The sequence below is a fragment of the Raskinella chloraquaticus (SeqCode) genome (assembly GCF_021731865.1).
GTDB lineage: Bacteria > Pseudomonadota > Alphaproteobacteria > Rhizobiales > UBA4765 > Raskinella > Raskinella chloraquaticus.
On the sequence record NZ_JAKFWN010000011.1, the window covers coordinates 23,816 to 36,988 of the forward strand.

Here is a 13,173-nt window from a genome sequence, read left to right on the forward strand (position 1 = left end):
ATGAAAACCCCGCCGCCTTCCATTGATCGCGACAGTTTTCTCAAGCCCTTCCTGGCGCTGGGATTTCATCCAAGCGAACCTGGCCTGCTGTTTCCAGCCGATCTCTTCATCGACCTCTCGGGGGAGGAATTAGGCAAGCGCCTGTTTCTCACCAGCGATAGCGAGGGGCGCGATCTGTGCCTGCGCCCCGAACTCACCATTCCCGTCTGCATCGACCACATGGCTGCTGGCGAGCCGGCGCGTCGCGCGGATTATGTCTATTTCGGGCGCGCCTTCCGGCTGCGTACCGGACGATCGGGCGAATTCTGGCAGGGCGGGGTCGAGGCCATCGGCGCCACCGACCGCTCGGTGGAAGATGCGCGGCTGCTGGCGCTGGCCATTGACTGCGCCCGCCGCCATGGCGTCGCCAAGCCGCAATTGCGCCTTGGCGATGTCGGCCTCTTTCGCAGCGTTCTCGATGCGCTCGACCTGCCGGCCGCGTGGCGACGCAAGCTTGCCCGCGATTTTGGCCGCTCCGCCCTCATCGGCACCGACCTGACACAACCAGCAGGGCAGAAACGACCGATATCGACCCATGCCGGGCTGATGTCGGCTCTCGATCGGAACGATCCTGAGGGCGCGCGCGCCCTGGTGGCTGATTTGCTGGCGCTGGGCGGTCTGAGCCCCGCCGGCGGGCGCGGCGTTGAGGACATCGCCGAGCGCTTTCTTGAGCGCGCGGAAAGCCGGAGGGCAGCAATCAGCCCGCCCGCCGATCTTGACCTGCTGCAGCGCTTCCTTGCCATTGAAGGTCCGCCGGGCGATGCGTTGATGGCGGCGCGTCTTGTCCTCGCGCCACTTGGTGTGACGGTCGCTGGCGCCCTGGACGAGTTTGCGGCGCGGCTGGAGGCTATCCGTAAAGCTGGCCTCGCGCTTGACGAGATGATTTTTTCATCGGCCTTTGGCCGCCGCCTCGATTATTATTCGGGTCTCGTTTTCGAACTCCATGTCGCGGCCGGCAGGCGTGAGCCCCCTCTCATCGGCGGTGGTCGCTATGATCGTCTGTTCACGCTTCTCGGAGCACCAGTGCCGGTTCCAGCGATCGGCTTTTCGCTTTATGTGGAACGCCTCGTGGAGGAGGCGCCATGAGCGGCCCGTTGATCCTCGCCGTACCCTCCAAAGGTCGCCTGCAGCAGGCGGTCATGGACTTTTTCAATCGTGCCGGCCTGCGTTTTGAGCGGCCCGGTGGCGAGCGTGATTACCGCGGTCACATCAGGGGGGTTGACGGGATCGAGATTGCCTATCTGGCGGCCAGCGAAATTGCCCGCGAGATCACCGCCGGCAAGGTCCATGCCGGCATTACCGGCGAAGACCTCATCCACGAGGCCGTGGCCGAGGTTGACACAAAAGCACTGACGGTAACGCGGCTGGGCTTTGCTCATGCCCGTGTTGTGGTTGCTGTGCCGCGCGCCTGGATCGATGTCGACACCATGGCTGATCTCGACGAGGTCGCCTCGTCTTTTCGTGCCCGTCACGGGCGCCATTTACGGGTGGCGACCAAATATGTCCGGCTCACCCGCACCTTCTTTGCCAGGCACGACATCGCTGATTATCGTATCGTCGAAAGCCTCGGGGCGACCGAAGGCGCGCCGGCAGCTGGCGCAGCCGATGCCATCGTTGATATCACGACGACCGGCAGCACGCTTGCGGCCAACGCCCTGAAGGTTATCGGCGATGGTGAAATTCTTGCCAGCCAGGCTGCTCTTTTCGCCTCACGCGCAGCGGCGTGGACAGATGACACGCGTCGCGCCCTGCGCCTTTTATGCGATCGGCTGGCAGCGGAAGCGCGTGCACGGACGATGCGTGAGGTGCGCACCGACCATGCAGTGCCGGCAGCGCTCATGATCGAGCTTGAGCGCAAGTTTGGCGTGCATCGCCCCTTCATTGCCGCCTCCGGGGTCAGCGTGCTGCATGTGCCCGATGACGCTGTGTTTGCAGTTGTCGAAAGGCTGCGTGAGGCTGGTGCCGACACGGTCAGCGTCAGCCAGCTCGACTATGTGTTTACGAGTAATAACCCGCTATGGCAGGCGATCTCTGGCCGGCTGTGATCAGCCATTGACGACGCGCGCCGGGGCGCTTGCGGGAACCAGCATGGGCGCCAGCAGCCTGGTGGTATCGTCAAGCGATTTTGGCGCGCCGTAGAGATAGCCCTGCGCATAGGTGCAGCCGAGCGCCCCAAGAATGGCGGATTGCTCGTCGTTCTCGACGCCCTCGACGACGATTTCGAGTTTCATCTGCTGCGTCATGGCGATGACCGTCTGGATGACCAGATTGGCTTCTGAATCCGTCTCGATATGGCGGGTAAGGCTGCGGTCGATCTTGAGGACATCGACCGGCAGGCGGCGCAGCTGCGCCAGATTGGAGTAGCCGGTTCCGAAATCATCAATGGCAAAACGCACACCGAGTTTCTTGAGGCGTGACACTTTTTCAACCACATCGGTTGAATTGCCCATCGCGGCCGTCTCCGTGAACTCAAGCTCAAGCAGGAAACCGGGGACCCCTGTGTCATTGATGACACGCTCGACATATTCCACGAAGTCATCTCGCTCAAAGTGTACCGGCGCGACGTTGACTGCAATCGGCAGGACCAGCCCCTGTTTCCACCAGATGACGGCCTGTTTGGCTGCCTGGCGCAGGATCGCCCGGTCGATTTCGGTGATGAGGCCCCGCTCCTCGGCGATGGGGATGAAACGGTCAGGCGGAATGAGGCCCTTTTCGCGATGGTGCCAGCGCGCCAGGGCTTCAAAGCCGCTGATCTTGCCATTGGAAAAGCGAATCTTCGGCATGTAGAACGGTACGATCTCGCCCTCACCCAGCGCACGATGAAGGTCCATCTCGACGATCATCTCCGAGACGGCCTTGTCTGACAATTCTTCCGAATAGATCCTGCAACCGGTGCCGCCGGCCTTTTTGATCGCATACATCGCCAGATCGGCATAGCGCAGCAGCGATGTCGGGCTGGTGCCATGCTCGGGCATCATCGAGATGCCGATCGACGCACCGATATCAATGGCATGTGCGTCGACCCGGATCGGCCGCTGGAGGGCAGCGATGATCGCCTGACCTAGTTCGGCAGGCGAGGCCTCGCCCTGCAATGCCGAACGCGTCACCACGACAAATTCATCGCCCCCGAAGCGCGCATTATAGGCAAGCGGCTGGGTACCCGTCATCATATCATCGCAGGTGAGCGGGTCATCGACATGATAGCCCTGCTCTGCGCAGACGGCGCTGATGCGGCGGCCAGCTTCCATCAGGACCTCGTCACCAACCTGATGACCAAGTGTGTCATTGACACGCTTGAACTTGTCGAGGTCGATAAAGAATATCGACCATGGCTGCATGGTGGTGGCGTGGGTCTGCGCCGCCATGGCGATAATCGTCTCAATCCGCGCGCGATTGGCCAGCCCGGTCACCGGATCGGTGTTCGCCAGACGTTTTTCTGCCGCTGAATTTTTACGGATGGTGGTGGCCATGCGGCCAAAGGCACGTGAGAGCATGCCGATTTCATCGCGCCTGCTTGTTGACGTTGCAAGATCAGGCAGGTGTCCGCCGGCAAGCTGGCGCGCCGCGCGCGTCAGAAGGTTGAGAGGCTTCAACAGCCTTGACAGCAACAGCAGCATGACCGGCACGAAGATCGCGCTGAAGCCGCCAACGATAAAGCTCGCGCGCAGAACGGCCTCGCCGCGTTTGTAGGCAAAGAATTCCTTCGTCTGGATGACCGATACCGCGCCGCGCAGCTTGCCCCCGATCAACAAGGGAACCGCAACCGCCATCTGATCCTGCTGGACGCGGCTGGCGAACTGACCGGTTTCAAGAACTTCTTCCACACAAGGCCAGATGTCATGCTCAAGGAAGAAAGTTGTGTCGGGCCTGAATTCGAGCGACATGCCCTGCTGGGCATCGTGAATAACACCATGTTCGATATTTGCCGAGCGGGCGATCTGCTGCAGGGTCTCGCGGAAGCCCGTATCCACTTCCGTCAATTGCCCGTGATTGAGACGCTCCTCGACCATCGCCGCGACGATCCGCGAGAAGGACATGGACTGATCGAAGAGTTCCTTCTTCAGAGCGCGTTCGGTGATTTCCTGGTCGACATAGACGAGAAGCCCGCCAAAAGAACAAATGCCAATCAGCAACGCCATCGCCGCTCGCATTTGCAGGACGCCAATGCGGCGAAGCGTCTGGCGTTTGATATAGGACCTGATTCTCGTCCACAGCATGCAACGGACCCCCAGCCGAGATCGAGAAAGTTCTGCCTCGATCTTGCGACCATACGGGGGAAAGATAACCTTTCAGGCAAAGAAACTGGTTATAAATACGTAAATGCGCATAGAGCGCTAAATGATATAGATGTTTTTCAGGATAAATAAAAAAGAGAACTTTTATAAATATAAAAAACATTAATATCAAGTCACATAGGTTATACGGTAAATTAATACCATAAAAGAGAGCTGTTTATATTGCTATTTTATTTGATAAGAAGGATAAATCGGCAGGTGTACTGCTGTTGTTGGCCAAGAGCCAATCGGTCGCTTTCGCAACGGGCATGGGCGGTGAATACAGAAACCCTTGCCCCATCCTGCAGCCAAGCCTCTTCAGACTGTCGTGCTTGAGCTCGCTGTCGACGCCTTCGGCCACAATATCAAGGCCTAGTTGATCGGCAAGTGTGACGACAGTCTTGATCAGCAGCTCGGCATCCTCGCTTTTGCCGAGATTTCGCACCAGGCTGCCATCGATCTTGATGACGTTCGCGGGCACTTTGTAGAGTTGGGCAAGATTGGAATATCCGGTGCCGAAATCATCAATCGCAATGCGTATGCCTTGCGATTTCAATTGGGCAAGCCCCTCAAATATGCCTGATCCCTCTCTCATTGCGGCCGTTTCCGTCACTTCGATTTCAAGCAGGCGACCGTCAAGATTGTTCTTGCTCAATACCTGCTCGATGTGGCTGGCGAAATCAGGGCGATCAAGGTGAATGGGTGACACGTTGACCGCGACCGGCACAGGCGTGCCTTGATCCACCCACCATTTGGCCTGCCGCACCGCCTTGCGCAGAATGATGCGGTCAATATCCGCGATGATCCCGGTGCGTTCGGCAATAGGAATGAATTTGTCTGGCGGGATCAAACCTTTGGTCGGATGGCGCCAGCGCGCCAGCGCCTCGAACCCGCAGATCTGCTGGGTATCGAGATAAACCTTCGGCATGTAGAAGGCTTCGATCTCGTCATTGCCGATGGCGCGCCGCAATTCCATTTCGAGAATGAGATGGTCGAGCATTCTCTGCCCCATCTCGCTTGAATAGACACAGTAGGTGCGCCCGCCCTTTTCCTTTGCCTCATACATCGCCAGATCAGCATGGCGCATCAATGTCGAGGCGTCATTGCCATCCTCGTGAAAGCGGGCGATGCCGATCGAGGCGCCGACTTCCAGGCGATGACCATCGATCAGGAAGGGGTCGCGCAAAGCGGTGATGATCGCCTGCGCCAGTTTTTCCGCGCCGCTCAGCCCCTCAAAACGCGCCATGATGACGAATTCATCGCCGCCAAGCCGCCCGATGCGCGCAATGCGCCGGTCGGTTTGACGATCATATGTGCTGTCAAGCGAGTTCAGCAAATCATAGTCGAGCTCCGTGCACACAGCCTCGAAGCGCCGCCCGACCGCTTCCAGCAACCGGTCTCCACGATCATGGCCGAGCATGTCGTTGACTTGCTTGAAGCCATCAAGATCGATGAACAGGAGGCCGCGCTGATAGGTCTTGTGAGGGGGAACCGTCACGACTTTCTCGATCGCCCGGCGCATCCGTTCACGGTTGGACAAGCCCGTCACGGGATCGACATAGGCCAGGCGGCGCTCTTCGGCCATGCTCTTGGCAAGATGGGCCGTCATGCGTTTGAAGGAACGCGCAAGGCTGCCGATTTCGTCTGGCCGGTTCAGCCCGAGTGAGAAATTGACGAGCCTGCCGCGGGTCATATCCTTGGCCGCATTGGTCAATTCGCGGATCGGTTGCAGCAGCGTTGACATCAGGAAGAACACCCCGGGCAGCGCAAGGCAGAGAAAGATACCGCCGATCACCGCACTGCGGCTGATCGCCTCGCGGCGCTTCAGAGCGGGGAATTCATAAGTCGATATGGTTCGGATCAGCCCGCGGCTTTCTTCCTGGACGAAGAATGGCAGAACCACCTCGAGACGTTCTTCACGCTGATTGACAATCGATGCCAGACGATTTTGCCCGGAGGTGCGGAAAATCTCGATATCATCTTCCCGCAACATCTTGTCGAGGCGGAAATGAGAGCGCTCAACATGCAGGGTCTGGGCGGTCATGACATCGATGATCTCGATGCTTTCGATGTCGCCGAACTGAACCATGGTGGTGATGACCGGCGCGGCGTTCACCAGCGGCCCTGACGCGAGCGGGTCCGCCGCCAGGGCGCTGATCGTGCGCGCAGTCGCGATCGCCTGTACGGTGATCTCGCGTTCGATGCTGCGATTGGAAAAAACGATCTCGGTCGTGACCGTGATGAGGACAAAACAGGTCAGAAGCGCCCACAGCAACGTCATGGCGTGCAGCTGCAAGGGGCCCACCCCACGTTCGTCCAGCCAGCGAAAAACGCGCTTTGTCGATAAACGTACCATGTGCCCGGTGATCCCAGCGCCCCAGTGAACCAGTCAGGGATCATAAAGGTGATCGGTTAAGGCCGGTTAAATCTCCAACCCTGGGCTGGTTTCTCAGAACCGCACGCGCACACCAAGCGTCGCCTGCTGGTTGCGCAGATTGATCTTGCTGTTGGTGCCAGCCGCCGATGTGACCTGCACATCGCGCAGCTCAAGATAGCGGTAGGCGGCCTCCAGCGTGATGTTGTCGGTGATGTCGTAGCCGATGCCACCGCCACCCGACCACGCCCAGCTGACACGGGTGCTGTTGATGAGGCTGTTTCCGGCGGCAAGATGGTTGCTGAAATTAACGCTGGTGACGCCAAGGCCGAGCGTGGCGAAGGGTTTGAAGGGTCCGAGCAGGGCATCGACGTAATAGTTGACAAGGCCGGTGGTGGCGTTGGTTGTACCGCTGACCTGGTTTCCGGAGAAACTGGTGGCCGTGCCAAGAGATGTCGACAGGGTCTGCCCGCGCACCTTGTTGCTGAACTGGCCAACTTCCACCTCGATACGCGAGCCGAACCCGGGCGTGAACTCGCCGAAATCATAACCCAGCGCGCCGGAATAGGCGTAGCCGGACCGGTAGGAGGTGGTGGCCTTCGTTGTGAAGGCGACCGGCGCCGTGACGTTGTTAAAATTGTAAACGCTGTCATCAAGGCTGTTATAGCCGCCGCGCAGTGCGACGTAGACGCCGTCTCGTCCGTCCGCTGCCTCGCCATAGGCTTGCCGGGGCACCGGCGGTGTCAGATCAGCTGCCAAGGCTGCCGGCCCGCTGATAGATAAGCCTACTGCGGCGAGGGAAGATAGGGTTATCGTGCGTCGTATCACCGGGCATACTCCCCCGTTCGAGATGCCCTATTCATGCCCCATTAGGGTTAATTGCCCGTAAATAAGTGCCGAAAAATGCAAAAGGCCCGGTCGAAACCGGGCCTCCGCCATGTGCAGTAGAGATGTGACGGGCGTCAGAAATCCATGCCGCCCATGCCACCGCCGCCGCCACCCATGGGAGCGGCAGGCTTGTCCTTCGGCAGCTCGGCAATCATCGCCTCGGTGGTGATGAGGAGACCGGCAACCGAAGCGGCGTTCTGGAGTGCGGTACGCACGACCTTGGCCGGGTCGATGATTCCCGCCTCGACCATGTCGACATATTGTTCGGTCTGGGCGTTGAAGCCGAAGGTCGGCGACTTGTTCTCGGAGACCTTGCCGACAACGATCGACCCTTCGCAGCCCGCGTTCTCGGCGATCTGGCGGATCGGCGCTTCGAGAGCCTTGAGAACAATGTTGATACCAGCCTGGATGTCGGAGACATCCGAGGTCAGCTTGGCAGCCGCGAGCTTGGCCCGCAGCAAAGCGACGCCGCCGCCCGGCACGATGCCTTCCTGAACCGCGGCGCGGGTCGCATTGAGCGCGTCATCAACGCGGTCCTTGCGCTCCTTGACCTCGATCTCGGTGGCGCCGCCAACCCGCAGGACGGCAACACCGCCCGCAAGCTTGGCCAGACGCTCCTGGAGCTTCTCGCGATCGTAGTCCGAGGTGGTTTCCTCGATCTGCGCCTTGATCTGGGCAACGCGGCCTTCGATTTCCTTCTTCGCACCAGCGCCGTCGACGATGGTGGTCTTTTCCTTCTCGATGACGACCTTCTTGGCGCGGCCGAGCATCTTGAGGGTGACGTTCTCGAGCTTGATGCCGAGATCTTCGGAAATCATCTGACCACCGGTGAGGATAGCGATATCCTCGAGCATCGCCTTGCGGCGATCACCGAAGCCCGGTGCCTTAACGGCAGCAACCTTGAGGCCGCCGCGCAGCTTGTTGACGACAAGCGTTGCCAGGGCCTCGCCCTCGACGTCCTCGGCAATGATGACGAGGGGACGCGAGGTCTGCACCACCGATTCAAGAACCGGCAGCATGGCCTGGAGGCCCGACAGCTTCTTCTCGAAAATGAGGATGTAGGCGTCTTCGAGATCAGCCACCATCTTCTCGGCATTGGTGATGAAATAGGGCGAGAGATAGCCACGATCAAACTGCATGCCCTCGACGACGTCGAGTTCGGTCTCAAGGCTCTTGGCCTCTTCAACCGTGATCACACCTTCATTGCCAACGCGCTGCATGGCTTCGGCGATCATGTCGCCGATGGCCTTGTCGCCATTGGCCGAGATGGTGCCGACCTGAGCGACTTCAGCCGAGGTCTTGATCTTCTTGGCGCGCTTCTGGATGTCCTTGAGGACTTCCTCGACAGCGATGTCGATGCCGCGCTTCAGATCCATCGGGTTCATGCCGGCGGCAACCGACTTGCAGCCCTCGCGGACGATGGAAGCGGCAAGAACTGTTGCCGTCGTGGTGCCGTCGCCGCCCAGATCATTGGTCTTGGAGGCCACTTCACGCACCATCTGTGCGCCCATGTTCTCGAACTTGTCCTCAAGTTCGATTTCCTTGGCAACCGTCACGCCGTCCTTGGTGATGCGCGGAGCGCCGAACGACTTGTCGAGGACAACGTTACGACCCTTGGGGCCGAGCGTTACCTTAACGGCATTGCTGAGAATTTCGACGCCGCGCAGCATTTTCTCGCGGGCATCGGACGAAAACCGTACGTCCTTGGCAGCCATGTGCTCTTCTCCTGAATGTTACGAAAGGGCAGTCGGCGTCAGCCGATCACGCCCATGATGTCGGATTCCTTCATGATCAGCAGCTCTTCGCCGTCGATCTTGACTTCAGTGCCGGACCACTTGCCAAAGAGGATGCGGTCGCCCTTTTTGACGTCGAGGGGAACGAGCTTCCCCGCTTCGTCACGCGCGCCGGTTCCAACGGCAACAACTTGCCCTTCCTGCGGCTTCTCCTTGGCGGTATCGGGAATAATGATGCCACCCTTGGTCTTTTCCTCGCCCTCGAGGCGGCGGACGACCACACGGTCGTGCAACGGACGGAATTTCATTTTAGGCTCTCTCCAGGTGTTTTCTGAATGCCGTTTCTGTGAATGTACGGATAAACCGCACAAGCGGTCTATTAGCACTCACATCAGGTGAGTGCCAACCGCGTCGGTGAAATAAGGCGGGCGGCCACGGAAGTCAAGAAGAACGCCGGGTAAAAAGGCGCAGATCACCCCCATGGTTAAGACCCAAGGGGCTGCCGCTGGAGGTGGGGGGCGGCTTATTCCGCCGGGGTGGGGGCGCCTGCCACGCGGCCGGCGGCGGCGGCACTCGTCTGCCGGCTATTGTAGGCCGAAAACCGCTGCGACAGGCTTTCGAAGGTGAGATAGATCACCGGCGTGATGTAAAGCGTCAGTACTTGCGACAGGCACAGGCCGCCGACGACAGCCACACCAAGCGGTTGGCGCAGCTCGGCGCCGGCGCCAGCCCCGATAGCGATCGGCAGGGCGCCGCAGATAGCCGCCAGCGTCGTCATCATGATCGGCCTGAAGCGCAGCGTTGCCGCCTCGATGATCGCCGCCTCGGGGCTTGCGCCCTGCTTGCCGCGCTCGATTGCAAAATCAACCATCATGATGGCGTTCTTTTTGACGATGCCGATCAGCATGACGAGGCCGATCATGGCAATGACCGATAATTCCATGCCAAAGAGCCGCAATGTCAGAAGGGCGCCGATGCCCGCCGTCGGCAGGCCGGACAGAATGGTCAGCGGGTGGATGAAGCTTTCATAGAGAACACCCAGAACGATATAGATGACAAGAACGGCGGCAAACAGCAGCAGGGTCTGGTTAGCCAGCGCCGCCTGGAAAATCTGCGCCGTGCCCTGGAAGCTGCTGGCAATCGACGGTGGAATGCCGATGTCCTCGGCGCTTTTTTCAATCGCGGCGATTGCCTGGCCAAGCGACACGCCCGGCGCCAGGTTGAAGGACACAGTGACCGCCGGCAGCTGGCCTACATGCTGAACTGTCAGCGCCGCCGGCTTGTCAGTGATGCGCGCGATCGCATCGAGCGGCACGATCGCCCCGGCCGTCGACGTGACGATGCCGGTGTTCTGATTGCCGCCCGTCCCGCCCTGGTTTGTGGTGCTGGGGGGGGTTGCCGTGGTGCCGGCAGTGCCGGGATTGAGATTGGCGGGGGTGCGGATCGTCAGGCGGCGCAGAATTTCCGAAGGCTCAGCATAGCGCGGATCAGCCTCGAGAATGACCTGATAGGTATCATCGGCGAAAATCGTCGAAACCTGACGTGATCCGAAGGCCGAGAACAGGATCTGGCGGATCTGTTCAATCGACAGGCCAAGGCGGGCGGCCGTGTCGCGGTCGATATCGATCACCGCCGAGCGGGCGCGCACCTGAAGATCGGAGGTGACATCAACGACGCCAGGAATGGCGCGCATGCGCGTTTCGATCTGCGGCGCGAAACTGCGCAGCGCCTCAAGATCGGTACTGACCAGCGTGTATTGATAAAGGCTGCGCGATTGCACCGCGCCCACTGAAATGGACTGGACAGGCTGGAAGAACAGCTGGATGCCGGGCACACCGGCCACCTGCCGGCGCAGCCTCTGGATAATGTCGACAATATTATCCTTGCGTTCAGGCTTGTCGCGCAGGGTGATGAACATGCGCCCCGAATTGACCGTATTGGCCGCATTGCCGCCACCAACCGTCGATTGGACGAGCAGGACATCCTTGTCGTTCTTGATGATCTCGGCGGCCGCCAACTGACGCTGGACCATGGCATCGAAGGACGCATCGTCCGGACCGACGGTCGAGACCGAAATCAACCCATTGTCCTCGGTGGGGAAAAACCCTTTCGGAATATCCCGGAACAGCACAACAGTGATCACAAAGCTGGCGAGCGTCGCTATCAGCATGATCGACGGCGCTTTCACGGCGCCTCGCAACGTCCGCTCATAGCCGCGCTGGACGGCAGCAAAGGCGCGGTCGAAGCCTCTCAGTATGACGTTGTGCTTTTCCTCGTGATCATGGGCGCGAAGCAGACGGGCGCACAGCATGGGCGTCAGCGTCAGCGAGACGACGCCGGAGATGAGGATCGCCAGGCTGATATCGACGCCGAATTCGTTGAAGAGCCGCCCGACAATGCCGCCCATGAACAGCACCGGGATGAACACCGCGACCAGCGAGATCGTCATCGATATGATCGTGAAGCCGACTTCTCGCGACCCCTTGAGGGCTGCCTGTAACGGTTCTTCGCCATTTTCAATATGGCGCATGATGTTTTCCAGCATGACGATAGCATCATCGACCACAAAGCCGACCGACAGTGTCAGCGCCAGAAGAGAGATATTGTCGGCCGAGTGGCCGAGCATGTACATGCCCGCAAACGTGCCGATGAGCGAGATCGGCAGGGCAAGGGCAGGAATGATCGTGGCCCGCGCGCTCTTGAGAAAGAGGTAGATCACCATCACCACCAGAACGACTGACAGCAGAAGCGAAATCTGCACATCCTCGATCGAGGCGCGGATCGAAATCGAGCGATCATTGAGAACGGTGATGCTGACCGAAGGCGGAATTTCAGCGCGGATCTGCGGCAGCAATGCCTTGACCTGATCAACGACCTCGACGGTATTGGCATCAGGCTGGCGCTGCACGGCGATGACGATGGAGCGCGTACCGTTGAGCCAGGAGGCGATCTTGTCGTTTTCGACGCTGTCGATGGGATTGGCGACGTCGGATAGGCGCACCGGCGCCCCGTTCTGCCAGGCTACCACGATGGGGGCGTATTGCGCGGCGCGCGGCACCGGTCCTGTGGCATCAAGAATGGTCGTGCGCGAGGCATCCGAGAGCGAGCCGACCGGCGTGTTGGAATTGGCGTTAGCGATGGCGTTGCGCAAATCCGTGAGCGTCAGGCCGCGCACCGCAAGCTGGTCGAGGTCGGCGCGGATGCGCACCGCGTATTTCTGGCTGCCGAATACCAGCACCTGGGCAACGCCGGGCAATTGCGACACACGCTGGACGATGTTGTTGCTGGCATAATTGTCGACCACCGACAAAGGCAGCGTCGGAGAGGACAGGGAGAGGAAAATAATCGGAAAATCGGCGGGGTTGACCTTCCTGAAGCTTGGCGGCGCCGGCAAATCCTGGGGCAGGCGGCGTTGTGCCGCCGATAGCGCCGACTGCACGTCGAGCGCGGCGCCATCGATGCTGCGGTTAAGGTCAAACTGCAGAACGATGGAGACATTGCCAAGCGTCGAGGTTGACGTCATCGAGGAAATGCCGGCGATCGTCGAGAACTGGCGCTCCAGAACCGAGGCGACCGAGGCCGCCATGGTTTCAGGGCTGGCGCCGGGCAAGGTTGCGCTTACCGAGATCGTGGGAAAGTCAACGCGGGGGATGGCCGCGACCGGCAATTGCCGCAGCGCGAAGAGACCGGCAACCAGAAACGATACCATCATCAGGATGGTCATGACCGGACGGCGAATGCACAGTTCCGACAGCATAGGATCATCTCGCTCTGGTGCAGTTGGATGGTCTGGGCTTCAACGAGGACGAACGGGCCTTTGTAACGGAATATCCTGACGGGCGGTCTAACAGGGGAACAACATGTA

General features: G+C 59.9%; 8 protein-coding genes. 2 read left to right on the forward strand and 6 right to left on the reverse strand.

The genetic code is table 11. The features are described from left to right. Both ACINK1_RS04630 and hisG read left to right on the forward strand, forming a co-directional pair. Complete coding sequence (locus tag ACINK1_RS04630) at positions 1-1,125, forward strand: ATP phosphoribosyltransferase regulatory subunit (RefSeq protein ID WP_376802210.1); 1,125 nt, start codon at positions 1-3, stop codon at positions 1,123-1,125. Further along, positions 1,122-2,084, forward strand: a complete 963-nt coding sequence (gene hisG, locus ACINK1_RS04635) for an ATP phosphoribosyltransferase (RefSeq protein ID WP_376802211.1) — start codon at positions 1,122-1,124, stop codon at positions 2,082-2,084. The genes ACINK1_RS04630 and hisG overlap by 4 nt, the downstream gene beginning before the upstream one ends. On the opposite strand, the gene ACINK1_RS04640 is transcribed toward hisG, so the two are convergent. From ACINK1_RS04640 to ACINK1_RS04665, 6 genes are all read right to left on the reverse strand, one after another. After that, positions 2,085-4,178: a putative bifunctional diguanylate cyclase/phosphodiesterase gene (locus ACINK1_RS04640; RefSeq protein WP_376802212.1), complete on the reverse strand. Its 2,094-nt coding sequence runs from the start codon at positions 4,176-4,178 to the stop codon at positions 2,085-2,087. Between the two features lie 313 nt (positions 4,179-4,491). Next, on the reverse strand, positions 4,492-6,669 hold the full coding sequence (locus ACINK1_RS04645) for a bifunctional diguanylate cyclase/phosphodiesterase (protein WP_376802213.1): 2,178 nt from the start codon (positions 6,667-6,669) through the stop codon (positions 4,492-4,494). A gap of 93 nt (positions 6,670-6,762) precedes the next feature. Then, positions 6,763-7,446: an outer membrane protein gene (locus ACINK1_RS04650; RefSeq protein ID WP_376802214.1), complete on the reverse strand. Its 684-nt coding sequence runs from the start codon at positions 7,444-7,446 to the stop codon at positions 6,763-6,765. Between the two features lie 203 nt (positions 7,447-7,649). Then, the gene (gene groL / locus ACINK1_RS04655) at positions 7,650-9,290 is read right to left on the reverse strand and encodes a chaperonin GroEL (protein ID WP_376802215.1); all 1,641 of its coding nucleotides are present in this window, start codon (positions 9,288-9,290) and stop codon (positions 7,650-7,652) included. 38 nt (positions 9,291-9,328) lie between these two features. Further along, positions 9,329-9,616, reverse strand: coding sequence for a co-chaperone GroES (groES, locus tag ACINK1_RS04660; protein ID WP_376802216.1), 288 nt, complete (start codon positions 9,614-9,616; stop codon positions 9,329-9,331). Between the two features lie 215 nt (positions 9,617-9,831). Further along, positions 9,832-13,065, reverse strand: coding sequence for an efflux RND transporter permease subunit (locus ACINK1_RS04665; RefSeq protein ID WP_376802217.1), 3,234 nt, complete (start codon positions 13,063-13,065; stop codon positions 9,832-9,834). Positions 13,066-13,173 lie beyond the last annotated feature (108 nt).